Raw genomic sequence first — 26,445 nt, 5'->3', positions numbered from 1 at the left:
GATGGCAACGCATATACCAGGGCGTTACGCATCTTTTTTTCTTAATCCTCTGTTCCTTCTGCGAGTTTCTTCAGGGCATCGCCGCCTTTAGCATTGGCGAGCAAGCCATTCTTCTCAGCATTAGCAGCGCGCTCTGCATCTGCAGCAGCCTTAGCTTCAGCCTCTCGCTTCTCACGGTCCATCTTCTGCTGGCTCTTCTTTGCAGTACCAGCCTTCTTAGGACTCATGTAGAGGAACATCTTCTTACCTTCGAGCTTTGGCATCTGCTCTACCTTTCCGTACTCTTCCAAATCATTGGCGAAACGGAGAAGAAGAACCTCACCCTGCTCCTTGAAGAGAATTGAGCGACCACGGAAGAAAACGTATGCACGAACCTTGTTACCCTCGTTGAGGAACTCCATAGCGTGCTTGAGCTTGAACTGATAGTCGTGCTCATCGGTCTGAGGTCCGAAACGGATTTCCTTGGTCTCCACCTTTACCTGCTTCTGCTTCATTTCCTTTGCATGTTTCTTCTGCTGGTAAAGGAATTTAGAATAGTCAACTATACGGCAAACGGGTGGTTGCGCATTAGGAGATATCTCGACTAAGTCAAGCTCTTGCTGACGAGCCAACTCCAACGCCTTACGTGCTGGCATCACTTCTGCTCCACCATCACTCACTACTCTCACGTCGCGTGCACGAATCTGTTCGTTTACGCGGTACTGATTTTTCATTTTGTCATTTTTCATTAACTATTCGATATATTCTTTTTTGTCTTTTTGATTAAACGGCTGCAAAGTTACGATTATTTTGTGAAACTACCAAATTTTCAGTGGGTTATTTTAAAAAAATCCGCAGATTTCCAAAGAAACCTGCGGATTTATATCTTATTTTTACTCTTCAGCGGCCTTCAATTGCTCTGCAACCTCGGCATTGATGCGCTGAGCGAACTCTTCCATGCTCATGGTAGCCTGTTCGCCACCACCCTGCTTACGCATAGATACCAAGCCCTCGGCACTCTCCTTCTCACCAACGATGACCATGTAAGGAACACGCTTCAACTCGTTGTCGCGAATCTTGCGGCCAATCTTCTCGTTACGGTCATCAACCAAAGCACGTACACCCTGCTTGTCAAAGTACTGACGTACCTTCTGGGCATAATCGTTGAACTTCTCAGAGATAGGAAGAATTGCAACCTGATCTGGAGTCAACCACAATGGGAAGTGACCGGCGGTATGCTCGATGAGAACGGCTGTGAATCGCTCCAATGAACCGAATGGTGCACGGTGAATCATCACAGGAGTCTTCTTAGAGTTATCCTCGGCTGTATACTCCAACTTGAAACGCTCTGGCAAGTTGTAGTCCACCTGGATGGTACCCAACTGCCAACGACGACCGATGGCATCCTTTACCATGAAGTCGAGCTTAGGACCATAGAAGGCAGCCTCGCCAACCTCCTCGCGTGTCTCAAGGCCCTTCTCCTTGCAAGCCTCGCGGATAGCGTTCTCGCTCTCTTCCCAAATCTCATCAGAACCGATATACTTTTCTGTATCCTTAGGATCGCGGAGAGAAATCTGTGCCTCGTAGTTCTCAAAACCGAAGATCTTGAATACTTTCAGGATTACGTCGATTACATTCTCGAACTCAGCCTTTACCTGCTCTGGACGAACGAAAATGTGGGCATCATCCTGTGTAAATGTACGAACACGAGTCAAACCATGGAGCTCACCGCTCTTCTCATAGCGGAACACGGTACCGAACTCTGCAATACGCAAAGGAAGATCCTTGTAAGAACGAGGCTTGCGAGCGTAGACCTCGCAGTGGTGAGGACAGTTCATTGGCTTGAGCATATACTCCTCATCCTCCTCCGGTGTCTGGATAGGCTGGAATGCATCCTTGCCATAGTGAGCATAGTGACCAGATGTTACATAGAGACTCTTGCCACCGATACCTGGGCAGATAACCTCCTGATAGTTGTAAGGCTTCAGGAGAGAACGAAGCAACTCCTGCAGACGCAGGCGGAGCTGTGTACCCTTTGGCAACCAGATAGGAAGACCCTTACCTACACGCTCTGAGAACATGAAGAGTTCCATCTCCTTACCGATCTTACGGTGGTCACGCTTCTTAGCCTCTTCGAGAATTACCAAGTACTCATCGAGCATCTTCTTCTTAGGGAAGCTGATACCGTAGATACGGGTCATCTGCTCGCGCTTGGCATCACCACGCCAGAATGCACCAGCCACACTTGTAATCTTCACAGCCTTGATAAGGCCAGTGTTCATCAAGTGAGGACCACGACAGAGGTCGGTGAAATTGCCCTGGGTATATGTGGTGATGGTACCATCCTCCAAGTCCTGCTCAATATGCTCGCACTTGTAAGTCTGACCGTCAGCCTTGAACTCAGCGAGAGCATCAGCCTTAGCCACCTCCTTGCGAACCACAGGTTCGTTCTTTTTGGCAAGTTCCATCATCTTAGCCTCAATCTTGGCGAAATCATTCTCTGAGATCACCTGACCCTCGGCTGGCATCACGTCGTAGAAGAAACCACTCTCTACGGCTGGACCGAAACCGAACTGGATGCCTGGGTAAAGCTCCTGAAGAGCCTCAGCCAACAAGTGGGCAGATGTATGCCAGAATGTGTGCTTACCCTGCTCATCCTCAAACTTGTAGAGTTCTACATTTGCATCCTCATCGATAGGACGGTTCAACTCTACTGTCTCACCATTAACACCGCAAGATACAACGTTGCGAGCGAGAGCCGGTGAGATGCTCTCGGCGATTTGTAAGCCAGTTACGCCCTGTTCATACTCACGAACAGATCCGTCTGGGAATGTGATTTTTACCATAACAACTTAGTATTTTTATTAAATCGTCTGCAAAAGTACGATTTCTTTTTGTAACAAGCGAATAAAAATGCATTTATTTTGCTAAACTTTGCTAACACCTCTTTATATTAAGGGCTTTTAAGACCGAAAATGCTGAGATATTGAAGTTTTCATCTGCTTTTCTACCAATATTTCGTAACACTTTGTAAAATTCAGATACATTTTTAGCCAATAAGTTTTGGAGAAACAAATATTTTCATTATCTTTGCATCCGATAACGTGACAAAATGTAAAGAAACATAGAAAATGGCAAAACCAAAGATTCTCATCATCTATACCGGTGGTACCATCGGTATGGGAAAGGACCCGATGACAGGTGTACTGGAACCTCTTGATTTCAATCACCTCGTTTCTTCCATGCCCGAATTCAAGCTCATTCAGGCAGAAATCGATGTGCGAAAATTCGACCCACCTATCGATTCCAGCGACATGGATCCAATGCGCTGGGCAGAAATCGTAAGCATGATATCCAACAACTACAACGACTATGACGGATTCGTAATCCTTCATGGCACTGACACAATGGCTTACACTTCATCTGCCTTGTCCTTCATGCTTGAGAATCTGACCAAGCCTGTAATATTGACAGGTAGCCAGCTGCCTATCGGTGAATTGCGAACCGACGGCAAGGAGAATCTGATGACAGCCATAGAGATTGCTTCTGCCAAGAATGCTGAAGGACGCCCTATGGTGCCCGAGGTATGCATCTTTTTCAACGGCAAGCTGATTCGCGGTAACCGTGCCATCAAGATCAATGCCGAGGGATTTCATGCTTTCGAATCATTCAACTACCCTCACCTCTGCGATGTAGGAATCAATTTCCAATATCACGACCATCACATTCTTACGCCGGATTACAGAAAGCCAATGGTTCCACACCTGAAGCTCGATCCGAACGTCATCGTGTTCAGTCTCTTCCCGGGTATCCAGGATAACATTGTGCGCCACGTGATGGAATCACCAGACCTCCGCGGCATCGTGATGCGTACTTTCGGTTCAGGCAATGCTCCTCACACGCCATGGATCATGCGTCTTCTGGATCAGGCTGCCCATCGCGGAGTAAACATCGTGAATATCAGCCAATGTCTTACGGGCAGTGTAGAGATGGAACGCTACGGAGCCGGCTTCCAGTTGAAAGCAGCTCATGTGATAAGCGGATACGATTCTACGGTAGAGGCTATGGTCACCAAGATGATGTATCTGCAGGGAAGATATGCAGATAACAAAAAGGTAAGAGAAAAACTGACAGAATCTCTGGCGGGCGAAATCTCTATATAGTATAAGGTGAAATCTTCATCCATATAATGAAGCAATAAAGTAAATGACAAACTTGCGATAGTGTACACGATTAAACTACAGATTGGCAAACTGTCATTTACTTGCTCATTATGAGGTATTTAGCGAAAACAAACAAAAATATTCTACTAAAACAGAATAGTATTGCAGGAAATATGCAGAAAACTTTTAAAGAAGGTTAAATATCGACAGATTTTTAGCAAAAAAACTTGTTGCATATCATTTTTTGTGTAACTTTGCAGCGTAGAAAAAAGTAAAAGATCAGTATCCTTATTAGATACCAATCCGTAATATAAATTAATAAATCAACAAAACCTACAAATTATGAACATTAACAAGGTAAAGGAGTATGGTGAGTTCGTAGAAATTGCGGCTCCTGTAGAAAGAACAACAGCTGAAGAGTATCCAACAGTATTAGGCGGAGAAATTTGGTACAACTAAGAACTTCCTGCTAAGGATTCCTATCCTTTGTATCAGATAGTTTTCCTTTAGCAGAACAGAAGCAAAAGGCTATTTTTATTTGATTCAAAACATCTTATAATTTTTAGCAGACACATTATTAGCTCAATGATAAAGGCTCAATCCTCGAATAAAATCGGGAACTGAGCCTTTATTGTGTTTATATCTTACCATCGAGATATACGGAATTATTAGTGCTTACCACAGCAGCCGCCCTCTCCGTGATGATGCTCGTGCTTGATGCCGCCCTCTACAGCCTGATGCTGGTCGCGGAGCAGATCGTTCACGGTCTTCACTGGGTTGAATGTACCGAGAGGAACCTCTACGAATACTGTATTCCAGTCACTCATCGCACCATTCCAGAGACCTGGCAACTCGAGTGCCTTCAAATCCTTACCATTCTTACTCTTGCTAGAGATGAAACCGGTAGATGGATCAACGAACTTAGGAAGATCGAAGGCATTGCCCTGGTAATCCTTGGTAGCACAGACGAGGTCTACTGGATTGAAGTGAGTACCCTCGGTAAACATCTTCATATACTCCTCGTTATTCTTGTCAATCTGAGAGCTCTCCAAAATCTGAAGACTTACGGTACCATCCTGGTTATAAGTAAGGAATGGACCACCACCAGGCTCGCCTACGTTCTTAACAACACCGCAGACACGCATAGGACGGTTCAACTTCTTACGCAGATAGATAACCAGTTCGGCATCCTCCAGCTCCTTGATATCAGCCTTGCGGCAGCAGAGGTCGCGCTGAACGAAGCGGATAATCTCCTCCAGCTTCTCATGGTTGTACTGACCGGAATCTAAAACCTTCAGATAATTGAAAGCCTGCTTCTGCAGAGTAACCAATACACCTGCAATCACCTGCTTCCAGGTAACAGTCTCAGCCTTCAGGCGATCAGGAACCACATTGTCAATATTCTTGATGAATACCACATCAGCATCAATCTCGTTGAGGTTCTCGATGAGTGCGCCATGACCGCCCGGACGGAACAGCAAAGAGCCATCCTCGTTACGGAAAGGAGTATTGTCTGGATTGGCAGCGATGGTATCGGTGCTAGGCTTTTGCTCTGAGAATGAGATGTTATACTTGATGCCGTAACGCTGTGCATACTTATCTACCTTCTCGGCTACCATCTGCTTGAAGAGTTCCAGGTGGTCGTGAGAAACGGTGAAATGAACGTTTGCCTCGCCGTTGCTGCTTGCATAGAGCGCAGCCTCAACCAGGTGCTCCTCCATTGGAGTGCGAACCTCGTCCTCATACTCGTGGAACTGGAGCAATCCCTTAGGCAACTGTCCGTAGTTCAATCCCTCTGGCTTGAGGAGATTAGCCACAACAGCCTTGTAATCGCCATTCTTGATAAGGCACATGATACCCTTCTCGTTGTTTACATGGCACTTATCACAGAGTGCCTTGCGGAAAGCAAACTTCTTGATATTCTCGAAGAATTGTTTTTCGAAGTCAGTAGTAGGAACATCGTATGGAGCATCGAGGAATGCAAACATGTTCTTGAACATGCGGCTTGCCGCACCTGAAGCAGGTACGAACTTCACAATCTTGTGACCCTCAGCCTTGTAGTCGTTCCACGCCTTCTCGTAGTCCTCTACTTCCTGAGTTGTAGGAGCCATGATACCCTTACCGATGGCAGCCGCACCCTCGAGTTTGAGGAATGGGAAGCCATTCTTGATTTGTTCCAACTGGTGTTCAATCTGCTGCTCGGAGATACCGCGAGCAGAGATTTGGTTTAGATCTTGCTGATTCATAATACCATATTTATGTTAAATTTACACTATATGTGCTACAAAGATAATAGTTTTTTCTGATAATCAGAAATATTTCCGCTTTTTTTTGTACCTTTGCATTGAAAATTTAACGAAGTAGGCGTTTTTTAACGCCGAATCGCCATTGTTTGTCAAATTTAAAATAGAATATTGCGACATGGTTAGTAAATTATCAAAAGAGCACGACAGAAGGTCGGGGCTATCACATTACCTCTATGGGGTATCTACATTATTTTTAAGTGGTGTAGGAATTGGCGGTTTATCGCCATTAGTAACAAACCAAGAATTGAACATATACAATTTACTTTGTTTGTTCATTGGAACGCTATCTGCAATTATCATTGCATATTGCGCTAATAGAATTATGAAGTATAACGATAAATAATATTATTATGGATGGATTAATGTTTATTTTTTCGCTGGGGCTAATTATTAGCAGCAGCTTTGCCATCTGGCTCAACACAAAATCAGGTCAGAAGTGGATAGACAGTTTATAACATATAATATAAGTATTATGGAAGGATTTGCTTTAGTAATGTGTATAGGAGCTGTTATTGGTATGAGTTTAGCCATTTGGAGCTACACCAAATCTGGTCAGAAATGGATAGACGAGTTATAACAACTCAATAATATATCATCAGCAGGAGGGAACGACAATGAACGAAACACCTTTTAAATTCACATCCGAAGAAAAAGAGCAGACACTCCAGATACTGGAGCGCCTGAGAACCGCCGTGGGCGATACATTCAAGCCAGGCGATGAGCAGCATCTGCGTGAAGACATACAGCATGCCTTCATCAACCATCAGATTAAGCGCAATGTCTTCGGAATGAACCCAATACTCGCTGCCCTGCAAACCGCAGAAATCGCAGTAAACGAGATAGGTCTGAAACGAGATGGCATCATCGCCATCCTGATGCAGACCAGCGTCATCGATGGCTATCAGACCATCGAAGAGATACAGAAGAAATACGGAGATAGCGTAGCCCACATTATCAGTGGTCTGCTTCGCATCCACGATTTATATAAGCGCAACCCTATCATAGAGAGCGAGAACTTCAGAAATCTGCTTATCTCATTCTCTGAGGATATGCGCGTCATCCTCATCATGATTGCCGACCGCGTGAATGTGATGAGACAGATACGCGATACCAAACAGGAAGAGGCAAAGCATGAAGTAAGCGAAGAGGCAAGCTACCTCTATGCCCCACTCGCCCACAAACTGGGACTCTACAAACTGAAGAGCGAACTGGAAGACCTCAGTCTGAAGTATCTAGAGCACGATGCCTACTATATGATAAAGGACAAGCTGAACGCCACCAAGGCTTCGCGCGATGCCTATATCGCCCGCTTCATCCAGCCAATCCAGGAAAAGCTCGATGCTGCCGGTCTGAAATATCACATGAAAGGCCGCACCAAGAGTATCCACTCCATCTGGCAGAAGATGAAAAAGCAGAAGTGCGCCTTCGAGGGTGTATACGATCTCTTTGCCATCCGTATTATCCTCGATGCACCAAGAGAGAAAGAGTATATGCAGTGCTGGCAGACCTTTGCCCTCATCACCGACATGTATCAGCCAAACCCAAAGCGTATGCGCGACTGGCTCAGCGTGCCTAAGAGCAACGGTTATGAAAGTCTGCATACCACCGTACTGGGTCCTGAAAACAAATGGGTAGAGGTACAGATCAGAACCGAACGCATGGACGATATTGCAGAGCACGGACTTGCTGCCCACTGGCGCTACAAGGGTATCAAGCAGGGAGAAGGCGGTATTGACGAATGGCTTGCCAATATCCGTGCTGCCCTGGAAAGCAACGATGATCTGCAGCTGATGGACCAGTTTACCACCGACCTGAAGGAAGACGAAGTATACGTGTTCACTCCAAAGGGCGACCTGCTGAACTTCCAGAAGGGAGCCACGGTACTCGACTTTGCCTACTATATCCACTCCCGCATCGGCAATACCTGTGTGGGCGGAAAGATTAACGGAAGAGCCGTCACCTTCCGACAGGAACTACATTCGGGAGATCAGGTAGAAATCCTCACACAGAGCAACCAGAAGCCACGCCGCGAATGGCTCAACATCGTGCAGACATCCAAGGCTAAGGCCAAGATTCGTCTAGCGCTGAAGGAAACCCAGAAGAAGGACGGCCTCTATGCCAAGGAACTTCTGGAGCGCCGATTCAAGAACAGGAAACTGGATATTGATGAGAGCATTATGGCGCGCATCATCAAGAAAATGGGATATAAGGAGAACTCAGACTTCTATAAGGATGTAGCCGAGGAGAAAATCGACGTGAACAGCATCATCGAGAGATACATAGAGGAGCGCGATCACGACCTGAACCTCGCCAATACCAACAAGCCTGCAGAAAGTGCAGAGAATTTCGAGTTTGAGAATCCTACCGAGGAACTGATGAAGCAGAGCGACGATGTGCTGGTTATCGATGAGCACCTCAAGGGCATCGATTTCGAACTGGCTCATTGCTGCCACCCTATCTACGGCGACCCAATCTTCGGATTCGTTACCATCAGCAAGGGTATCAAGGTACATCGCATGGATTGTCCTAACGCCAAGGAACTACGCCGCCGTTTCGGTTACCGCATCGTGAAGGCGAAATGGAGCGGCAAGGGAACATCCAAGTATGCCATCACGCTCCGCATCATCGGAAACGACGATATCGGTATCGTGAGCAACATCACCAACATTATTTCCAAGGAAGATAAACTCATCATGCGAGGCATCAACATCTCTTCCAAAGATGGTCTCTTCTCAGGCAATGTTACCGTAATGATTGATGATGCCGGCAAAACTGATGCACTCATCAAGAAACTGAGCGCCGTGAAGGGCGTTAAGCAGGTAACGAGAATATAAAACCGGAATACAGAAATACAGAAAAAAAAATCCCGCAGAGAAAATCTGCGGGATTTTTTTTATTTCGACTTATTCAAGCGCTTGATCACAGAATAAGCATCATACAAACCAAGTTCTCCTGCCTTTGAAAGATCCTGGATGGCAGTCTGCTTATTGCCACTCTTGGCTCGTGCTATACCTCTATTATAATAAGCCTCTGCAAGGCGGTTATCAATTCTCAAGGCAATGGTATAATCATCTATTGCCTTTGATAGTTCGTTTCTGCCTGCATGAAGATTACCTCTATTATAATAGATGTAAGCATTGTTGCTGTTCTGACGGATGGCATCACTGAAATCAGCCTCAGCAGAATGGATGTTCAGAACACCCTTGCCCTCGGCCTTGTTAAATTCATCCATCTCAGCCTGGCAGACTGCACGCTGCCAGTAAGCCAAAGAGTTCTTGTCATCGAGCGAGATATAATAGGTGAAATCACTGATGGCAGCCTCAAAATCACGAAGTACACTATGAGCGATGGCCCTGCGCATCAGGAGACGTTTTCTGGTTTCATTATCGCTCGCCACACTCAACTCCGCCGAAAGTTTATCAATCATCGAGAATATCTTCATAGAACCATTCTCATCGAGCTGCTCCTTACTGCAAACAATATAAACCTTGTCTGCCTTGGTATGCTGATTGAGCGCATCAACCTCCTTGTCATAAGCCTGAACTCCATTTACATTCTGATTGTTTGGGAAATAAGAGAGCTGATACATCGGCAGGAAGGCAGTTTCTACCTGACGGTTCTGAACCTTACCACGATACTCGCTCTTATAGTTGTGTTCATACTTCGGTTCGTCATCTACTACCAGCGAAGCAAACTTATTCGGGTCAACCTCAGAACGCTTACGCATCTCCTTCTTGGTCTTTGCGCTCCATCTCGGCTGGATTCCGATATGCTTGTTCATCTGCGCCTTGAAGATACGGAATTCATCCATCTCTGCCTTGGCTGTCATACCCAGGCGTCGGTAACAGCTGGCACGGTTAGACAAACCGGTCCAGAAGTTAGGGAACTGGTTGATAACCATAGTATAATCCCTGATGGCTGCTCTCAGATTACCGGTCTTGTCATGCAATAGAGCTCGGTTGAAGATAGCCATGAAGTTCTGGGGTTCCATCTTGATAATGAAGTCGAAATCGGTGATAGCCCGGTTATCATCACCCAACTGTACACGCATCAGTCCTCTATTATAATGAGCCAGGAAATTGTTCGGATCCAGCTCAAGGGCATTGTCATAATCGCTCATCGCCCCCCTGAGGTTATTCAGATTGATACGCGCCAAAGCACGGTTAATGTAACTGTTCACATTGTTAGGTTTGAAATGCAGACTCTTGGTCAATGCCTCATCAGCCGTTTTCCATTCCTTTCTAGCCAGCGCCATATAGGCACGCGTAGTCCAGGCATCCCCATCATACGGATTGAGCTGCAGACTCTTGTCTAGCCATTTCTCAGCCTGCACAGTATCTTTCTGATGCAGATACACTTCAGCCTTGAGCGAATAAGCATTCGACCAGTCTTTCCATTTTCCCACGATGGTATCCAGTTCCTGCTGCGCCGCCTCATACTTTTTGTTTTCCATCTGGCAGATAGCCCGGTTGAACCAGTAATTTCGGTTGCGCGGTTCCAGTCTGATAGCCTCGTTATAGTCAGCTATCGCATCATCAAACCTGTTTTGTCTGATGCGACAGATGGCTCTCAGGTCATAAATATCATTGATATAGGGATTGAGATGCAACGCCTCGCTGGCATCACTTTCGGCACCCGTAAAGTCATCCAGATTAAATTTTGCCACACTGCGGTAATACCAAGGCTCATACAGATAAGGCTTGGCACCGATAGCCAGATTAAAATACTTGATTGAAAGGACGAAATCCTCATAATACAATGCACTCCGACCGGCCGTAACAAGTCGGTCTACACGATATTGGGCAGAAGTCGACATGGCGCCCATTACCATAAAAAGAACTAAGAGAATCTTCTTCATCTGTTCGTAACTCTCTGAAATAAAACCTATTGAATGTAGAATAAAAAAATATAGTAAGCCCAATCGTCACGATTACCATGAAGCTTACTATATTTTCGGAAGAACTATCGACGTATCTTAGTACGATAGGCAGCACGGAAATTGCCCTTGATGATACTCTTGAGCTTTCCTGCTATCATGTTCTTGCGAAGAGGAGACACACGGTCAACAAACATTGTACCCTCCAAATGGTCGAATTCATGCTGCATCACGCGAGCCAGATATCCCCCTATCCACTCATCATGTTCATTAAAATCCTCATCCATATACTTTACATGGATGCGTGTAGGACGAACCACCTTCTCATTGATACCAGGAATAGAAAGACATCCCTCTTCAGAAGAGTCGGTATTTTCCTCATCGCGCTCTAGGATATGGGCATTGATGAAAGCATGACGGAATCCTTTATACTCGGGGAAATCCTCGCTGAGCACATCCAGGTCGATAACAACGAGGCGGATAGGCAAGCCAATCTGAGGTGCAGCCAGTCCGATGCCGTTGCTGGAATCAAGGGTTTCGTACATATTATTAATCAACACCTTGAGATCTGGATAATCAGGTGTAATATCTTCAGCCACTTTTCTCAGCACTGGCTGACCATAAATATAAATCGGTAAAATCATTATCTTCTTGATTGCAAATAATCCTGTAATATGATGGTAGCACTTATCTCGTCTACCAATCCTTTATTTTCTTTTCTCACTTTCTTCTTTACACCTCCATCTATCATGGCTCTATGTGCCAGAACTGATGTAAATCTCTCGTCATAATATTCAATTGGAATTTCAGGATGAGCCTTTCGCCAACGGTTGTAGAAGTTTTCTACTCTTGCCAGGTTTTCACTTGGCTGCCCGTTAGGTTGCATCGGTTTTCCGATAACAATGCGCTCCACCTGTTCTTTCTGAATATAAGTTTCGATATAAGTGAAAAGTTCATGTGTAGAAACTGTGGCCAACCCATTGGCAATAATCTGCAATGGGTCGGTCACAGCCAGTCCGGTACGTTTTTTACCGTAATCTATAGATAAAATTCGCATTAATCTACGGATATCTTATCCTTATATAATATCAGATTACTTCTTAAGGAGTAACCAAGCATCAGGATACTTACCAGCGCGAAGCTGATTGCGGCTCTTGACAGCAGCAGCCTTATCAGCAAATGTAGAAGCTACCACGCGATACATGTTACGCTCTGTGTTCAGGGCGATCTGAGCATCGTAGCCAGCGCTCTTCAATGTACTAGCCAATCCCTCAGCGTTAGCCTTGAGAGAGAAAGAACCAACTACTACGCTATAGCTTGACAAGCCAGAACCAGAGATGAGAGAAACATCCTCAGAACGAACAGTAGCATTATCAACTTCTGTCTGCTCATCAGAAGGAGCCTGAGTCTCGAGAGGAGCTACAACTGGTTCCTGAGCAACAGGAGCCTGAGCAGCCTGCTGTTCCTGCTGCTGAGCCTTCTCATATGCCTTCTTGTATGCACTTTCCTTAGATGTACCACAACTTGCGAGCGCCAAAACTGCGCACATACCCATGCTTAATACTGTAATTTTCTTCATAATTCTTATTCGTTTTATTGTTTATTATTGTTGTTCATTCAATATAAATTTCGCGTTATGCGTTTTTTACTCTGCGAAAATACAAAAAAATGCCCGAAAAACGAAGAATATGCCGCCTAAAGTTTGTTAAATAAGGCTATTAAAACATTTTTAATGAAAAATTAAGGCTAAAAGGCTTGTTTTTTAAAGAGAATTTAGTATATTTGCATTGTCAAATGAAAATGACAAGAAGATAATCGTTTAACGTTTAAAATTTATAGCATATGAAAACATTAGGTTACATTGGTGCTTTCCTCGGCGGTGCTATCGCTGGTACAGCACTCGGTTTGATTTTCGCTCCTGAGAAGGGTGAGGATACACGTAGTAAGATTGCAGGTGCAGTAGACGATTTCTGCAAGAAGCACGACATCAAGTTGAGCCGTAAGGACGTTGATGATCTGGTTGACGATATCAAGGACGCAGCTCCTGAGGTTTAATCATCACCTATCATGATGTTCTCTAACGATAAAAATGTAGAAACTATCGGGCAGCTCATTGAGGTGCTTAAACATTACATCGGGCTTCAGAGCGAATATCTGAAGCTCGATGTTGTGGATAAGGTGGTACGCCTGCTTACAGTCATCACCATGACGGTGGTACTCCTGGGCTTACTTACGCTTACCCTCATTTACCTATCCTTTGGCGCTGCTTTTGCATTGGCAGACTTAATAGGTAGTCTGACTTTCGGATTCTGCATTGTTGCTGCAGTATACCTATTTATATTAATATTATTTGTAATTTTCCGCCATAAGTGGATCGAGAGACCATTGGTCAGATTTCTGGCAAGCCTCTTAATGGAAAAATAACCTCCTTTTCGCAACATGACAAATCATTCAGAAATCACAGAATATAATTCCTTAAATGATATACGACTCAAAAAAGAGACGATACGCAAGGAAATTGATGCCGATGATGCCAAGATTCAGACTTTATGGAACTCGCTTTTCACAAAACCTGAAATCCTGTCACGCAATGCGAGTCCTAGCAAGCGACTGCAGAGTTTGCTGCAGGTGGGAGCAGGAGCATTCGACGGTGCACTGTTGGCTTGGAAACTTTACCGGAGATTCAAACCTCGGAAGAGATGAACCATATACCGTTTTGGGGAAAGGAAAGATGCCTTGGAAAAAGGTATTTTTTAGTCACCCAAAAGGGGATAAAAACAAAAAAGGGTCGCCGCTGCGACCCCAATACCTTGTTAACCTTAAATCTAATACTATGAAAAACACACATGCAAATATAGAAATAATCTATGATACTCGCAAATTTTTCTTAGTAAAAGATCTATTATTTTAATTTAATTAACTTTTACCGACCTGTTTTTAAGCCTTTTTCGGTAAAAGTTCATCTATTTCCTACATATATCTCCATTCCATCGAAGCCAAATTCAAAGCCTTCGGGCAGCCTTTTATTCGCCTCATCATGAAAACCTATCTGATGAGTCACATGGATAAAATAAGTATGTTTTGCTCCTATCCTGCGCGACACCTCAATAGCATCAGATACAAGCTGATGGCTGTGATGTGTTTTCTCAAATCTGAGTGCGTTAATTACGAGTGTTTCCACACCATCCAAATAAGCATATTCTTCATCACCCATAGATTTCATATCAGTAATATAGGCAAACTTACCAAACCGATAGCCGAGAATAGGCATCTTATCGTGCATCACACGGATAGGAACAAACTCAATATCCCCTATCTGATAATGCTCATGCGGATGAATGGTATGCAATTTGAGTTTAGGAGCTCCAGGATATAGCTTTTCTGCAGCCTTCGGAAAGCAGTAAGGCATCGTATGAGGAAGCCCCGCAGTAACGATTTCATCGCCATAGATATTGATATCACCAAAGATACAGAAAGGGCGCAAATCATCAATACCACCAACATGGTCGTAATGGATATGCGTAACCAGGACGCCATCTATCTTCCTGAAAGGCACACGCAACAACTGCTGTCGGATATCAGGTCCGGCATCTATCAGAATACGGTTATTCTCCGTTTCTATCATTGCCGCACTGCGCAATCTTTTATCATGCGGATCCGTACTTCGGCACACTTCACAGTTACACCCCAGCGAAGGAACCCCGCCCGATGTGCCTGTACCTAATAAAGTTACCTTCATTAATTATCAAATATTTTTCTGAAAACAAACGAATTCTTCACTTCACATTCACCTCCGGATGAATCTCTATACCAAACTTCTGCTTCACATCCTCCTGGATGGTCTCACAGAGTTTTACGATTTCCTCGCCCGTAGCACCGCCACGATTCACTAGCACCAGTGCCTGCTTATCATGTACACCGGCCCGTCCCAGACTCTTTCCCTTCCAGCCACACTGATCAATCATCCAGCCAGCCGGAATCTTTTCATGAGAATCATCGATTGTATAATGAGGCATACCCGGATAAAGAGCAGCCAGTTCTTCGTACTTAGCCTTCTCTACAATAGGATTCATAAAGAAACTGCCTGCATTACCCAACACCTTAGGATCAGGCAATTTTGCCTCTCTAATTTCTATGATGACATCACGAAGCTGCTGGGCTGTAGGCTCAGCAATACGCTTAGCCTCGAGCGCAGAACGGATATTACCATAATCCAGATCCGGACGGAAGGTCTTCTGCAAACGGTAAATCACATGCGTCACCAGATACTTATCCTTCCACTCATGCTTAAATTTACTCTGACGGTAGCTATACTTACAGTCAGCATTATCAAACACCACTACTCTGCCCGTAGCTATCTCAACCGCTTCCACCTTATATATAATATCCTTAGCTTCCACACCATAGGCACCGATATTCTGAACCGCACTGGCACCTACTTCACCCGGAATAATACTCAGATTCTCCGCTCCATGATAACCATGCTCCACGGCATAAGCTACCACATCATCAAACACCTCGCCACTACCACAGGAAAGGAATACACAATCAGGATTGCACAAAGCATCATCCCCCTCTGCAGCTGCCAAAGTCTTGTTGTCTAGAACCTCAATACCCATAATAGCCGAATGGAGTACTGTACCTGCATAATCACCGGTCAGCAAGAGATTACTACCACCGCCCAAAATGAGCAGCGGCTGATCAGCCTCTGTCAGCAAGCCCACTATCTGTCGGGCTTCCTCAACCGATTCATACTCTAGAAATCTGCTGCATTTAGCATCAATCCCGAATGTATTGTGAGCCAAAAGGCCATAGTTACGAATATCTTTCATATCTGGTAAAACTATTACTACTAACTAAAAAGCTACATATTCAGCTTGATCAGTTCCCATTTTCCTCCAATCTTTTTGAAAGTAAGAGAGGTTTCCATACCATTGGCAATACCACGAATCACGAAGATTTTCTGGTTGCTTTCGGTATATTTCTGACCATAGATTATATTGTAAATCATGCCGTGAGGCAGTTGAGGCGCAAAGGCAGGCCATGTTTCCGGTTCTATATCGCCTGTCATCGTACTGAAATCATCATCAGGATCAGGACCGGTAAACTTCACCGGATTATGGATGTGGCGAGCCTGGAAAGCGGTATCAGTAGCAAAATGGCCGTAAAACTTCAGGAAATCGGCATTATTATTCTGATACATAGGCTTGTAGCAGATGCTAGTCATCATCCACTGACCATTGATGCGATTAAACACAAACTGCTGAACAGTCTTTCTACTATAGAACACCTTTTCTATTACTGCATGATCGATAGTAGTATCCTTCATCAGTTTCATCTGTTTCTGATTATCAAAAATCAGCGTGTAATAATCCTGGCGCATGAAGAAATGCTCCATCTTCCAATGTTTTTTTTCTATCTTCTTGGTCAGTTTCTTACCGTGATATACCGGCAGCGGGAAGACAATACGACTTTTCTGCAACTTTCTGTTAGCTGCAAAATTAAACACGAAATCATCAAAAAGCTCGTCAGCCGCCTTTGGCATCGGAGTCTCCTCTATCAGCTGTTCTGTAGAGTCCATCGCTTGGGTGTCGGCAATCACCGTATCAGATGAAGTCGAATCAATGGCAGGCGCAGGCTTCTTGTCTGTGCATCCCACAGACGTGAAACAAACGATGGTAAGCACCGCCATTAACACCGTTAATAAACAGAGTTTTTTCATAAACCTATTAAATTTCTCAAATTTTCCATGCAAAAGTACAACTTTCTTTTGAATTATTTCATCTTTTAAGCAAAAAATGTTATCTTTGCAGTCAAAAAAGATAAAAATATAGATATGTTATTAGAAAAAATAGACGAACTCTTGAAAGAAGTGAGCACTTTGACTGCCCAAAACGCAGAAGAAGTAGAGCAGCTTCGAATCAAGTATCTGAGCAAGAAGGGCGAGATTAACGCCCTTATGGCCGACTTCCGCACAGTGCCAGCCGACCAGAAGAAAGAGGTTGGTGTAAAAATCAACGAACTGAAGAACGCAGCCCTTGAGAAGATCAACGGACTGAAGGAGCAGATGGAAGAAGCCGAGGCATCAAGCGATGATATCGACTTGACCCGTACCGCCTACCCTGTAGCACTCGGTACCCGCCATCCACTCACCGTAGTGAAGAATCAGATTATCGACATTTTCGCTCGCATGGGCTTTACCCTTTTCCAGGGTCCTGAGGTAGATGACGACAAGCACGTATTTACGATGCTCAACTTTGCTGCCGACCACCCTGCCCGCGATATGCAGGACACCTTCTTTATTGAGAAGACCAACTCTGACGATGTTACCAAGAATGTGCTTCTCCGCAGCCATACTTCAGGCGACGAGGCTCATTATATGGAAACCCATGAGCCACCTATCCGTGTACTCTGCCCAGGCCGCGTTTACCGTAACGAGGCTATCAGCGCCCGCGCTCACTGTTTCTTCCATCAGGTAGAAGGTCTCTATGTAGATAAGAACGTAAGTTTCACCGACCTCAAGCAGGTGCTCCTTACCTTTGCACGTGAAATGTTTGGTGCAGATACTAAGATTCGTCTCCGTCCTAGCTACTTCCCATTCACAGAGCCTAGTGCAGAGATGGATATTTCCTGCAACATCTGTGGCGGTAAGGGTTGCAACTTCTGCAAGCATACCGGATGGGTTGAGATTTTAGGTTGCGGTATGGTTGACCCTCATGATCTTGAGGCTTGCGGTATCGACAGCAATGTCTATACTGGTTATGCCTTCGGTATGGGTGTTGAGCGTATCACCAACTTGAAATATCGCGTGAGCGACCTTCGTCTCTTCTCAGAGAACGACACTCGTTTCTTGCGCGAGTTTGAGTCTGCGAAGTAAAAGATTCTCAACATATTAATTAATTTATGATTATGAAGAAAAAATTAACTAAACCTGTCATCGCAGTCCTGTTGGGCGCATTGACATTCAGTTCTTGCATCGGCTCATTTGGTCTGACAAATTCCGTACTCGACTGGAACAAGAGAGCAACTGACAACAAGTTTGTAAACGAGATTATCTTCGTGCTGATTTCTCCAGCTTACGCAGTGTGCTCATTTGCAGACCTTCTCGTTCTCAACTCTATCGAGTTCTGGACAGGCAACAAAGTCATTGGCCAGGTAGGAACTACTAAGGACGTAATGGGCAAGGATGGTCGCATGTATGCCATCAAGACATTGAAGAATGGCTACGAGATTACCGACCCAGATGGTGAGAAATCATATTTTGTGTTCGACAAGAAGCACAAGAGTTGGTCATACAGCAAGGATGGCGATATCCGTGAGCTTTTCAGCTTCAACGAGGATGGCAGCATCCAGGCTTGCTTGCCAAGTGGCGAGAAGATCAACGTCCCAGCAGATGCCAATGGTTTATACCAGGTTCGCATGGCTATGAATGATGGTTTGTTCTATGCATTCAACAAGAAAATAATCATAACAATTCCAGTCCGATAAAAGAGCTCTTTTATCGGGCTTTTTTATCATCCCCTTTCTCTTTTCCTAAGCAAGTTCATATTTCTCCGTTCCCAACCAAACTCTCCATAAAATGTCCAAATGCAAAAAAGTGTTTAATACAAAACAAGAAAGTGCCTTCACCACCCTTCACCCGTAACTCTCTGATCATCAAAAGAATCGCCAAAAAGGTGAAGGGTGAAGGTTTGAAAACTCTTTTTTATATATACGCGTGAAGGGTAAGGGTAAAAACCGAAAAAAAGACCCTAGGGTCAAAAATCGGAAAAACCCTAAAATAAAGAATATAATATAAAGATTAAAAATACACCCTTCACCTTCACCTCACAAAAATCACATCGAAAATCCTGTTCTGCATGCAACAGAAAATCATCTGCAGCAATCTGTGCCGGGATATATAATCAGGAGACAATTCTCTTTCGGAGATATCATTTTATCCTTCGGAGATATTTTCCTATTTATCGGAGATATTATTTTATCCTTCGGAGATAATTTTCTATTCTTCGGAAATATTTCTTCGAATTTCAAGATAAGGCATAAAAATATAATTTTCGCCAACTTTATTTCCCGAATCCACACAATTGTCACAAATCGCATAGCTATGAAACAGAAAAGAATGTATCTTTGCAGCATCAATCATAAAGGTTGATGTAGATATGGTCTCGTCATGACTGCCAAATCGGGCTGACGCAAATGCATTACAACCAGTGACATTCATCAAAACTTGCAACCATCTACAATATTTTTCAGTTTTTCTCGTTAATAAAAGTATGAAAAATAGATTATTGATACTCACAATATGCCTCATCGCAACCATTAAGATGATGGCGCAGGAGTTTACCCTTCACGGCAAAGTGGTAGACGAGAACAACCAGCCACTGGAGTTTGCCATCGTTTCGGTGGCTAGCCAGGGAAAGACTGCCGTTACTTCGCTCAAGGGAGACTATAGCCTCAAACTGCATTCTGCAGACAGCGTGGTAGTCAAATTCTCATATATCGGCTTCAAGACAAAAACAAAAGTGCTGAGAAGACCGCGAGGAAAACAAACCCTGCAGGTGGTACTTCGCGAAGCATCCACAGCCCTCGATGAGGTGAATATCAAGGGAGAGAAAATACAGTCGGATCAGATACAGGAACTGAAGACTAAGGACATGAAGATGACGCCTTCTGCCAACGGAAATGGGGTGGAAAGTCTGGTTCAGCAACAGGCTGGCGTGAGTACCCATAACGAACTCTCTTCGCAATACAATGTGCGTGGCGGTGCCTTCGATGAGAACTCCGTATACATCAACAACGTAGAAGTATTCCGCCCATTCCTGGTTCGCAGCGGACAGCAGGAAGGCCTCTCCGTCATCAACCCTTATATGGTAGATAAAATCGGTTTCTCAACCGGAGGATACGCTGCCAAATACGGAGACAAGATGAGTTCGGCTCTCGACATCACCTACAAAACCCTGAAAGCAAAAAGCAAGAAGCCGGTGGTTGAAGGCAGTCTGGCTGCCAGTCTGCTGGGCGCTGACGCATACATCGGGCTGGGAACCCAGAAACTTTCATGGCTCAACAGCGTGCGCTACAAAACTACCTCTTACCTGCTCGGTTCGATGGAAACCAAAGGCGAATACAAGCCAAACTATCTTGACTATCAGACCTATCTGAGTTACCAGCCCAACAAACGCTGGAAACTCGACTTCATAGGCTACATCTCTGATAATCACTACAACTTCGAACCGGAAGACCGAGAAACGAAGTTCGGAACAATGGAAAACGTAAAGAACTTCAGAGTATATTTTGACGGTCAGGAAAAAGACCGCTTCCTCACCTACTTCGGTACACTCGGCATTACCCGACAGTTTACCGCCAACACCAGTCTCTCGCTTCTGGGCAGTGCTTTCTATACCAAGGAACAGGAGAAATATGACATTCAGGGACAATATTGGCTCGACGAAACCGAGACTTCAGAAAACCTGGGTGTAGGTACCTATTTCGAACATGCCCGAAACTATCTTACGGCTCGCGTGATGAGCGCCAAACTGATGCTCAAACACAAGGTGAAGAAACATCAGATGGAGGCCGCAGTAAGTCTGAAGCGTGAACATATCGAGGAGAATTCAGTAGAATATGAGATGCGCGATTCCGCAGGATACAGTATTCCTCACAATGGCAAAGACCTCTATATGGTTTATTCACTGAAGGCTCGCAACGAACTGAATGCCAACCGAATGGAAGCTTACATCCAGGACACCTACCGTTTTTCGGGAGGAAGAGCCGACAGTACCGGGAACGGACAGACACATTACACCCTGAACTATGGTATCAGAATGAGTCATTGGAACTTCAACAGAGAAACCATCGTGAGTCCTCGTCTGTCGCTCGCCATCATACCAGCCAACCACGAGAATACAACACTCCGTTTTGCGGCAGGTCTGTATTATCAGGCTCCATTCTTCAAGGAATTGAGAGATACATCTACGGTGAACGGCATAACCATCGCATCGCTGAACGAGAAAATCAAGAGTCAGCGAAGCATCCACTTCATCGCCGGCTACGACTATAGGTTCAAGCTAGGAGACCAACGCTATAAATTCTCTGCCGAAGCCTATTACAAGGCTTTGGGCAATCTGGTTCCTTATTCTGTAAGTAACGTGAAGGTAGTTTATTACGGACAGAACGAATGCAGCGGTCATGCGGCAGGACTCGACTTCAAACTCTACGGAGAATTTGTTCCGGGTACCGATTCCTGGCTCAGTCTTTCGCTCATGGATACCAAGATGAAACTGGGCGGCAAGAGCATCCCTTTGCCTACCGACCAGCGCTATGCCGTAAACCTCTTCTTCACCGATTATTTCCCGGGCAGCAAGAAGTGGCGCATGTCTTTGAAACTCGCCTTTGCCGATGGTCTTCCTTTTGCAGCACCCCACAGAGAGCTGGAAACCAACAGTTTCCGTGCCACCGCCTATCGCCGTGCAGATATCGGTATGAGCTATCAGCTGCTCGACAACAGCCGCCGGGAGAAGAAGACCTTCCTGAAGAATGTGATGCTGGGGGTAGATTGTCTCAACCTCTTCGGCATAGACAACGTAAACAGCTATTACTGGGTGACAGATGTAACCAGTCAGCAATACGCCGTACCTAATTATCTTACCGGCAGACAGCTCAATGCCCGCATTCTTTTGGAATTTTAGGACCAAATAATAGTGATTTTTCACATTATTCTAAATATTTAACCGTAGATAGTTCGCTATCTGCGGTTTTTTTCGTATCTTTGCGCCCGAATTATGCGATGACGGTTCGTCCGTTCATTCCATGGATTCAGGAAACCATTCTATAAAGAATAAAGAAATAATACATAATAATCAATTATGAGCAAACAAGTAGAAAAGATTAAGGAGCTGATCGCTAAGCGCGAACAGGCTCGTCTTGGCGGTGGCGAGAAGGCCATCGAGAAGCAGCATGCACGTGGCAAATATACCGCTCGTGAGCGTATCGAAATGTTGGTAGATGCCGGCAGTTTCGAGGAGTATGATATGTTCAAGTTGCATCGTTGCACTAACTTTGGCATGGAGAAGAAGCAGTACCTCGGTGATGGTGTTGTAGCCGGTAGCGCTACTATAGCTGGCCGTCTGGTTTACGTATATGCTCAGGACTTCACCGTAAATGGTGGTTCACTCTCTGAGACTATGGCACAGAAGATCTGCAAGGTAATGGATATGGCTATGACTATGGGTGCACCTGTTATCTGCATGAACGACTCTGGTGGTGCTCGTATTCAGGAAGGTATCTGCGCCCTCGCTGGTTATGGTGAGATTTTCGAGCGCAACATCCTCGCTTCTGGTGTCATCCCACAGATTTCTGCTATCATGGGCCCTTGCGCCGGTGGTGCCGTTTACTCTCCAGCTTTGACCGACTTCATCATCATGAAGGAGCAGACTTCTTACATGTTCCTGACTGGTCCTAAGGTTGTCAAGACCGTAACTGGTGAGGACATCGATGCAGAGCACCTCGGTGGTGCATCTGTTCACGCAACCAAGAGTGGTGTTACCCACTTCGCTGCTAAGGCAGAGGAAGAGGCTATCGAGATGATCAAGAGCCTTCTCTCTTACATCCCTAGCAACAATACAGAAGAGGCTCCACGCGTAGAGTGCACAGACCCTATCGACCGCATGGACGATACTCTGAACGAGATTATCCCAGACGATCCAAACCAGGCATACGATATGTATAAGGTGATCGGTGCTGTAACCGATAACGGTGAGTTCTTCGAGGTTCAGCCTAAGTTCGCCAAGAACATCATTACAGGTTTCGCCCGCTTCAATGGTCAGAGCGTTGGTATCGTAGCCAACCAGCCAGCAGCTTACGCAGGTGTACTCGATGTAAACGCTAGCCGCAAGGCAGCACGCTTCGTCCGTTTCTGCGATGCCTTCAATATTCCTATCGTATCTCTCGTTGACGTACCAGGATTCTTGCCAGGTACAGGTCAGGAGTACAACGCTGTCATCCTCCACGGTGCACAGTTGCTCTACGCTTACGGCGAGGCTACCGTGCCAAAGATTACTATCACATTGCGTAAGAGCTATGGTGGTAGCCACATCGTGATGGGTTGCAAGCAGTTGCGTGCCGACTTGAACTTCGCTTGGCCATCTTCAGAGATTGCTGTAATGGGTGCCAGCGGTGCCGTTGCCGTTCTCTGTGGTAAGGAAGCTAAGGCTAAGAAGGAAGCTGGCGAGGATGTAAAGGCATTCCTGGCTGAGAAGGAGCAGGAGTATACTGACAAGTTTGCTAATCCATATCAGGCAGCTCAGTATGGTTACATCGATGATGTCATCGAGCCACGTAACACCCGTTTCCGCATCTGCCGTGGTTTGGCTCAGCTCGCTACCAAGCGTCAGAGCTTGCCAGCTAAGAAGCATGGCTGTATGCCAATGTAATGATACAATTAAACATTAGAATAAATGGATAAGAATATTTATGCTGCAATTGCCATGGCACTCTATGAGTACCAGGGCAATAACGTACACGACAAGGAGCCTGGCATCATCACTATCAAGCCACGTCAGACGATGTGGAACGCCAAGTTCTTGAGTTTAACAGCTAAACCATAATGTAATAGAAATGAAAGAGTTTAAATATACAATTGACGGAAAAGAATACAAGGTTCAGATTGACGCTGTTGAGGGTAACATCGCAAGCGTGAACGTGAATGGCGAAGCATACAAGGTTGAGATGGAACAGGAGGCTGAGCCAGAGAAGAAGAAGGTTGTGCTCGGTCAGCCAGCAGCTGCATCTGATGATGTTGAGGCTACTCCAGCAGCCAATGTAAATACAGCCAATGCTGTAAAGGCTCCTCTCCCTGGTACTATCACCAGCATCGAGGTAGCTGTTGGTCAGGAGGTAAAGGCAGGTGATACTGTTGTCGTTCTCGAGGCTATGAAGATGCAGAACAACATCGAGGCTGAGAAGGATGGCAAGGTTACAGCTATCTGCGTAAAACCTGGTCAGGCTGTGCTTGAAGAGGATGCACTCGTAGTTATCGAGTAAATCAAGAATTAGAGAATTATGAATCCAGCAGATTCGGGAATTTATAATTCGGAAATTCATATAAAGAATATCAAAGGTCGCAAGCTGTTAATTGTTTGCGACCTTTTTCTATACTGCTGTATGAGCATAAACTGCTATACAAAGTAATTTTTTACTAAAGAAAAAAGACATAAAGTACTATAAAATGATAGATTTAACAGAAGAACAGATAGAAAGATACAGCCGCCACATCCTCCTTCAGGATGTAGGCCTCGAGGGGCAGGAAAAGCTCCTCAATGCCAAGGTGCTCATCATTGGTGCCGGAGGATTGGGTTCCCCAGTTGCCCTCTACCTCGCTGCGGCTGGCGTGGGACATATCGGTATCGTGGATGCCGATGTGGTTGACCTCAGCAACCTGCAACGACAGGTCATCCACCAGACAAAGGACTTGAACACCCCTAAGGTGGAAAGCGCCAAGGAGAAGATGATTGCCATCAATCCTGATGTGGAGGTAACAACCTACCATACCTTCCTCGCCTCAGACAATGCCGAGGAAATCATCAAGCCATGGGATTTCGTCATTGATTGCACCGACAACTTCCCGGTGAAGTTCCTCATCAATGATGCCTGTGTGCGACTGGGCAAGGCATTCTCGCATGGCGGCATCCTGAGATTCCAGGGGCAGACCTTCACCCATCTTCCAGGCACGGCTTGTTACCGTTGTTTCTTCAAGGAGCCACCTCCAGCAGGCACTGTTCCTACCAGTAGCCAGGCAGGAGTCCTTGGTGCCATCGCTGGTATGCTCGGAACCATCCAGGCTGCCGAGGCGTTGAAGTACTTCCTCGGTGTGGGCGAACTGCTCACCGACCGATTGCTCACCTTCGATGCCAAGACGATGAACTTCCGCACCATCAAGGTAAAGAAGCGTGCATCCTGCGAAATCTGCGGCGACCACCCTACCATCGATCATCTCATCGACTATGAGCAGGCTGCGTGTGATTTGAAACACCACTAAGATTTAGTGATTATTTTCGAATAAACACATATAACAAAAAGCAAAGTCACAATACCCAGCTCTATCAGCTAGATATTGTGACTTTTTTTCAGAACCGACCCAAAGCCCAACAAAGAACAAAAACCTTGATTATAAGATACTTTATAAAACATTTCTCCCATTTTTCTTGCATGATTCAGATAATAATCGTATTTTTGCAGCAGATAAAATACGCAAGCTTATGAAAGAGAAAAGATATACATTGCCAGAAGAGCAGAAAGATGCAGCTTTCGCAGCAGAGCCAGCACCAGCCTATCACGGAAATGCCGCCATAGCACTTCCCGAGGATGAATGTGCAGAAGAAGATATTGACTGGAACAAGATTCCTGTTGGCTGGCATCCGGCTAATGAAGAAGAAGCCGTGGCTAGGATTGAAGCTATTGAGGCGGAGTATGAAAGGACAGGCATTAGCTATAGTGTAGAAGAGTTTTTCAATAAACTAAACGAAGAACGAACATGGCTAAAGTAACACTACGCAATAGCTTTCTTCAAATTTATAAAGAAACAACCGACTATAGTTATCAAAACTTTGGTCGACTTTGCGTTCAAAGATTTGACGAAAGCTTGCAAGCAATAATAAACAGACTTTGCAAACATCCTCTTTCTTCACCCAAAGAGCCATTGCTTAAGCGATTCCACCGCCCTTACCATAGTGCTATCATCAAGGAAAATTGGAAGATTATCTATCGATACGATGAAGCCAACGACCTCGTCATTTTCGTAGATTTATGGGATATGAGAAGAAGCCCCAGATATCTGATTAGACAATTCAAAAGAAAACTATAAAGGAAAGAGCTTATGAAGGAGAAAAGATATACATTACAAGAAGAGCAGCCGATTCCAGTTGGCTGGCATCCGGTCAATGAAGAAGAAGCCGTGGCTAGGATTGAAGCTATTGAGGAAGAGTATGAGAATGGGCAATATATTGATGCTGAAGAATTTGAAAAAGAACTAACGGCACAATACCCGTGGCTAGAAGATTGAAGCGTTCTATCAGTATAGAAGATTTTAGAAAGAACTGCAAGAAGAAGCTGAAATCGCTGTTCTTGA

The 26,445-nt window shown here is 45.0% G+C and carries 25 protein-coding genes; 15 read left to right on the top strand and 10 right to left on the bottom strand.

The features are described from left to right. Positions 1-41 precede the first annotated feature (41 nt). Entirely contained in the window at positions 42-728 is a 687-nt protein-coding gene (gene infC, locus ONT19_RS02845; RefSeq protein ID WP_117692814.1) for a translation initiation factor IF-3, read from the bottom strand. Positions 729-872: 144 nt separating this feature from the next. Next, positions 873-2,825: a threonine--tRNA ligase gene (gene thrS, locus ONT19_RS02840; protein ID WP_264952341.1), complete on the bottom strand. Its 1,953-nt coding sequence runs from the start codon at positions 2,823-2,825 to the stop codon at positions 873-875. A 285-nt stretch (positions 2,826-3,110) separates the two neighbouring features. On the opposite strand from thrS, the gene ONT19_RS02835 reads away from it, so the two are divergent. Then, the gene (locus tag ONT19_RS02835; RefSeq protein ID WP_117586279.1) at positions 3,111-4,142 is read left to right on the top strand and encodes an asparaginase; all 1,032 of its coding nucleotides are present in this window, start codon (positions 3,111-3,113) and stop codon (positions 4,140-4,142) included. A gap of 668 nt (positions 4,143-4,810) precedes the next feature. Here the strand turns inward: ONT19_RS02835 and ONT19_RS02830 are convergent. Continuing rightward, on the bottom strand, positions 4,811-6,388 hold the full coding sequence (locus ONT19_RS02830; protein WP_118151869.1) for a DUF4301 family protein: 1,578 nt from the start codon (positions 6,386-6,388) through the stop codon (positions 4,811-4,813). A 674-nt stretch (positions 6,389-7,062) separates the two neighbouring features. Between ONT19_RS02830 and ONT19_RS02825 the strand changes: the two genes are divergently transcribed. Continuing rightward, complete coding sequence (locus tag ONT19_RS02825) at positions 7,063-9,282, top strand: RelA/SpoT family protein (protein WP_153093366.1); 2,220 nt, start codon at positions 7,063-7,065, stop codon at positions 9,280-9,282. Between the two features lie 59 nt (positions 9,283-9,341). Here the strand turns inward: ONT19_RS02825 and ONT19_RS02820 are convergent, their stop codons facing one another. The 4 genes from ONT19_RS02820 to ONT19_RS02805 form a co-directional block, all read right to left on the bottom strand. Beyond that, positions 9,342-11,306 (bottom strand): tetratricopeptide repeat protein, encoded by a 1,965-nt coding sequence (locus tag ONT19_RS02820; protein WP_264952342.1) that lies wholly within the window; start codon positions 11,304-11,306, stop codon positions 9,342-9,344. Positions 11,307-11,410: 104 nt separating this feature from the next. Beyond that, positions 11,411-11,968: a peptide deformylase gene (def, locus tag ONT19_RS02815; RefSeq protein WP_022121616.1), complete on the bottom strand. Its 558-nt coding sequence runs from the start codon at positions 11,966-11,968 to the stop codon at positions 11,411-11,413. Next, positions 11,968-12,381, bottom strand: a complete 414-nt coding sequence (gene ruvX, locus ONT19_RS02810; RefSeq protein ID WP_006846875.1) for a Holliday junction resolvase RuvX — start codon at positions 12,379-12,381, stop codon at positions 11,968-11,970. Before ruvX ends, def begins: the two co-directional genes overlap by 1 nt. A 36-nt stretch (positions 12,382-12,417) precedes the next feature. Continuing rightward, complete coding sequence (locus ONT19_RS02805; RefSeq protein ID WP_006846876.1) at positions 12,418-12,903, bottom strand: SPOR domain-containing protein; 486 nt, start codon at positions 12,901-12,903, stop codon at positions 12,418-12,420. Between the two features lie 263 nt (positions 12,904-13,166). Here ONT19_RS02805 and ONT19_RS02800 point away from each other — a divergent pair, with 263 nt between their 5' ends. Genes ONT19_RS02800 through ONT19_RS02790 form a run of 3 tightly spaced genes read left to right on the top strand, consistent with a single transcriptional unit; the run spans position 13,167 to position 14,027 of the window. After that, positions 13,167-13,379, top strand: a complete 213-nt coding sequence (locus ONT19_RS02800) for a YtxH domain-containing protein (RefSeq protein WP_006846877.1) — start codon at positions 13,167-13,169, stop codon at positions 13,377-13,379. Positions 13,380-13,394: 15 nt separating this feature from the next. Further along, complete coding sequence (locus ONT19_RS02795) at positions 13,395-13,748, top strand: phage holin family protein (RefSeq protein WP_118065445.1); 354 nt, start codon at positions 13,395-13,397, stop codon at positions 13,746-13,748. Positions 13,749-13,763: 15 nt separating this feature from the next. Next, the gene (locus ONT19_RS02790; RefSeq protein WP_118065427.1) at positions 13,764-14,027 is read left to right on the top strand and encodes a hypothetical protein; all 264 of its coding nucleotides are present in this window, start codon (positions 13,764-13,766) and stop codon (positions 14,025-14,027) included. A gap of 256 nt (positions 14,028-14,283) precedes the next feature. On the opposite strand, the gene ONT19_RS02785 is transcribed toward ONT19_RS02790, so the two are convergent. Genes ONT19_RS02785 through ONT19_RS02775 form a run of 3 tightly spaced genes read right to left on the bottom strand, consistent with a single transcriptional unit; the run spans position 14,284 to position 17,046 of the window. After that, positions 14,284-15,063, bottom strand: a complete 780-nt coding sequence (locus ONT19_RS02785) for an MBL fold metallo-hydrolase (protein WP_203068228.1) — start codon at positions 15,061-15,063, stop codon at positions 14,284-14,286. Positions 15,064-15,100: 37 nt separating this feature from the next. Beyond that, on the bottom strand, positions 15,101-16,156 hold the full coding sequence (gene murB / locus ONT19_RS02780) for a UDP-N-acetylmuramate dehydrogenase (RefSeq protein WP_264952343.1): 1,056 nt from the start codon (positions 16,154-16,156) through the stop codon (positions 15,101-15,103). A gap of 32 nt (positions 16,157-16,188) precedes the next feature. Continuing rightward, positions 16,189-17,046 (bottom strand): DUF4348 domain-containing protein, encoded by an 858-nt coding sequence (locus ONT19_RS02775; protein WP_264952344.1) that lies wholly within the window; start codon positions 17,044-17,046, stop codon positions 16,189-16,191. A gap of 114 nt (positions 17,047-17,160) precedes the next feature. Between ONT19_RS02775 and pheS the strand changes: the two genes are divergently transcribed. From pheS to ONT19_RS02725, 10 genes are all read left to right on the top strand, one after another. Next, a complete protein-coding gene (pheS, locus tag ONT19_RS02770; RefSeq protein WP_118079092.1) occupies positions 17,161-18,201 on the top strand; it encodes a phenylalanine--tRNA ligase subunit alpha in 1,041 nt (346 codons plus the stop codon). A 32-nt stretch (positions 18,202-18,233) separates the two neighbouring features. Continuing rightward, positions 18,234-18,812 carry a DUF3332 domain-containing protein gene (locus ONT19_RS02765; protein ID WP_437183485.1) on the top strand — a complete coding sequence of 193 codons (579 nt, stop codon included), beginning with the start codon at positions 18,234-18,236 and terminating at the stop codon, positions 18,810-18,812. A 785-nt stretch (positions 18,813-19,597) separates the two neighbouring features. After that, positions 19,598-22,009 carry a TonB-dependent receptor gene (locus ONT19_RS02760; protein WP_264952346.1) on the top strand — a complete coding sequence of 804 codons (2,412 nt, stop codon included), beginning with the start codon at positions 19,598-19,600 and terminating at the stop codon, positions 22,007-22,009. Positions 22,010-22,186: 177 nt separating this feature from the next. Next, entirely contained in the window at positions 22,187-23,752 is a 1,566-nt protein-coding gene (locus ONT19_RS02755; protein ID WP_264952347.1) for an acyl-CoA carboxylase subunit beta, read from the top strand. A gap of 24 nt (positions 23,753-23,776) precedes the next feature. Beyond that, entirely contained in the window at positions 23,777-23,926 is a 150-nt protein-coding gene (locus ONT19_RS02750; RefSeq protein WP_176425588.1) for a hypothetical protein, read from the top strand. A 10-nt stretch (positions 23,927-23,936) separates the two neighbouring features. Continuing rightward, positions 23,937-24,362 (top strand): biotin/lipoyl-containing protein, encoded by a 426-nt coding sequence (locus ONT19_RS02745; protein ID WP_264952348.1) that lies wholly within the window; start codon positions 23,937-23,939, stop codon positions 24,360-24,362. A 184-nt stretch (positions 24,363-24,546) separates the two neighbouring features. After that, positions 24,547-25,356, top strand: a complete 810-nt coding sequence (locus ONT19_RS02740; protein ID WP_006846891.1) for a HesA/MoeB/ThiF family protein — start codon at positions 24,547-24,549, stop codon at positions 25,354-25,356. Positions 25,357-25,576: 220 nt separating this feature from the next. After that, on the top strand, positions 25,577-25,864 hold the full coding sequence (locus ONT19_RS02735; protein WP_153079509.1) for a hypothetical protein: 288 nt from the start codon (positions 25,577-25,579) through the stop codon (positions 25,862-25,864). Next, positions 25,852-26,181, top strand: a complete 330-nt coding sequence (locus ONT19_RS02730) for a type II toxin-antitoxin system RelE/ParE family toxin (RefSeq protein ID WP_117692777.1) — start codon at positions 25,852-25,854, stop codon at positions 26,179-26,181. The genes ONT19_RS02735 and ONT19_RS02730 overlap by 13 nt, the downstream gene beginning before the upstream one ends. Positions 26,182-26,193: 12 nt before the next feature. Further along, complete coding sequence (locus tag ONT19_RS02725) at positions 26,194-26,379, top strand: hypothetical protein (protein ID WP_264952349.1); 186 nt, start codon at positions 26,194-26,196, stop codon at positions 26,377-26,379. Positions 26,380-26,445: the final 66 nt, after the last annotated feature.

The sequence above is a fragment of the Segatella copri genome, assembly GCF_026015625.1.
GTDB classification, from domain to species: domain Bacteria; phylum Bacteroidota; class Bacteroidia; order Bacteroidales; family Bacteroidaceae; genus Prevotella; species Prevotella copri_H.
The sequence above is the reverse complement of the archived record's forward strand: the minus strand, read 5'-3'. Positions and strand labels throughout refer to the sequence as shown.

What these genes read in the sequence shown, in the direction of transcription:
- ONT19_RS02775 (WP_264952344.1), bottom strand. Translation starts at nt 17,046, where the DNA reads ATGAAAAAACTCTGTTTATTAACGGTGTTAATGGCGGTGCTTACCATC.
- ONT19_RS02800 (WP_006846877.1), top strand. Translation starts at nt 13,167, where the DNA reads ATGAAAACATTAGGTTACATTGGTGCTTTCCTCGGCGGTGCTATCGCT.
- ONT19_RS02825 (WP_153093366.1), top strand. Translation starts at nt 7,063, where the DNA reads ATGAACGAAACACCTTTTAAATTCACATCCGAAGAAAAAGAGCAGACA.
- murB (WP_264952343.1), bottom strand. Translation starts at nt 16,156, where the DNA reads ATGAAAGATATTCGTAACTATGGCCTTTTGGCTCACAATACATTCGGG.
- ONT19_RS02760 (WP_264952346.1), top strand. Translation starts at nt 19,598, where the DNA reads ATGAAAAATAGATTATTGATACTCACAATATGCCTCATCGCAACCATT.
- pheS (WP_118079092.1), top strand. Translation starts at nt 17,161, where the DNA reads ATGTTATTAGAAAAAATAGACGAACTCTTGAAAGAAGTGAGCACTTTG.
- infC (WP_117692814.1), bottom strand. Translation starts at nt 728, where the DNA reads ATGAAAAATGACAAAATGAAAAATCAGTACCGCGTAAACGAACAGATT.
- ONT19_RS02735 (WP_153079509.1), top strand. Translation starts at nt 25,577, where the DNA reads ATGAAAGAGAAAAGATATACATTGCCAGAAGAGCAGAAAGATGCAGCT.
- ONT19_RS02755 (WP_264952347.1), top strand. Translation starts at nt 22,187, where the DNA reads ATGAGCAAACAAGTAGAAAAGATTAAGGAGCTGATCGCTAAGCGCGAA.
- ONT19_RS02785 (WP_203068228.1), bottom strand. Translation starts at nt 15,063, where the DNA reads ATGAAGGTAACTTTATTAGGTACAGGCACATCGGGCGGGGTTCCTTCG.
- ONT19_RS02790 (WP_118065427.1), top strand. Translation starts at nt 13,764, where the DNA reads ATGACAAATCATTCAGAAATCACAGAATATAATTCCTTAAATGATATA.
- ONT19_RS02730 (WP_117692777.1), top strand. Translation starts at nt 25,852, where the DNA reads ATGGCTAAAGTAACACTACGCAATAGCTTTCTTCAAATTTATAAAGAA.
- ONT19_RS02745 (WP_264952348.1), top strand. Translation starts at nt 23,937, where the DNA reads ATGAAAGAGTTTAAATATACAATTGACGGAAAAGAATACAAGGTTCAG.
- ruvX (WP_006846875.1), bottom strand. Translation starts at nt 12,381, where the DNA reads ATGCGAATTTTATCTATAGATTACGGTAAAAAACGTACCGGACTGGCT.
- ONT19_RS02820 (WP_264952342.1), bottom strand. Translation starts at nt 11,306, where the DNA reads ATGAAGAAGATTCTCTTAGTTCTTTTTATGGTAATGGGCGCCATGTCG.
- def (WP_022121616.1), bottom strand. Translation starts at nt 11,968, where the DNA reads ATGATTTTACCGATTTATATTTATGGTCAGCCAGTGCTGAGAAAAGTG.
- ONT19_RS02725 (WP_264952349.1), top strand. Translation starts at nt 26,194, where the DNA reads ATGAAGGAGAAAAGATATACATTACAAGAAGAGCAGCCGATTCCAGTT.
- ONT19_RS02750 (WP_176425588.1), top strand. Translation starts at nt 23,777, where the DNA reads ATGGATAAGAATATTTATGCTGCAATTGCCATGGCACTCTATGAGTAC.
- thrS (WP_264952341.1), bottom strand. Translation starts at nt 2,825, where the DNA reads ATGGTAAAAATCACATTCCCAGACGGATCTGTTCGTGAGTATGAACAG.
- ONT19_RS02765 (WP_437183485.1), top strand. Translation starts at nt 18,234, where the DNA reads ATGAAGAAAAAATTAACTAAACCTGTCATCGCAGTCCTGTTGGGCGCA.
- ONT19_RS02805 (WP_006846876.1), bottom strand. Translation starts at nt 12,903, where the DNA reads ATGAAGAAAATTACAGTATTAAGCATGGGTATGTGCGCAGTTTTGGCG.
- ONT19_RS02835 (WP_117586279.1), top strand. Translation starts at nt 3,111, where the DNA reads ATGGCAAAACCAAAGATTCTCATCATCTATACCGGTGGTACCATCGGT.
- ONT19_RS02795 (WP_118065445.1), top strand. Translation starts at nt 13,395, where the DNA reads ATGTTCTCTAACGATAAAAATGTAGAAACTATCGGGCAGCTCATTGAG.
- ONT19_RS02740 (WP_006846891.1), top strand. Translation starts at nt 24,547, where the DNA reads ATGATAGATTTAACAGAAGAACAGATAGAAAGATACAGCCGCCACATC.
- ONT19_RS02830 (WP_118151869.1), bottom strand. Translation starts at nt 6,388, where the DNA reads ATGAATCAGCAAGATCTAAACCAAATCTCTGCTCGCGGTATCTCCGAG.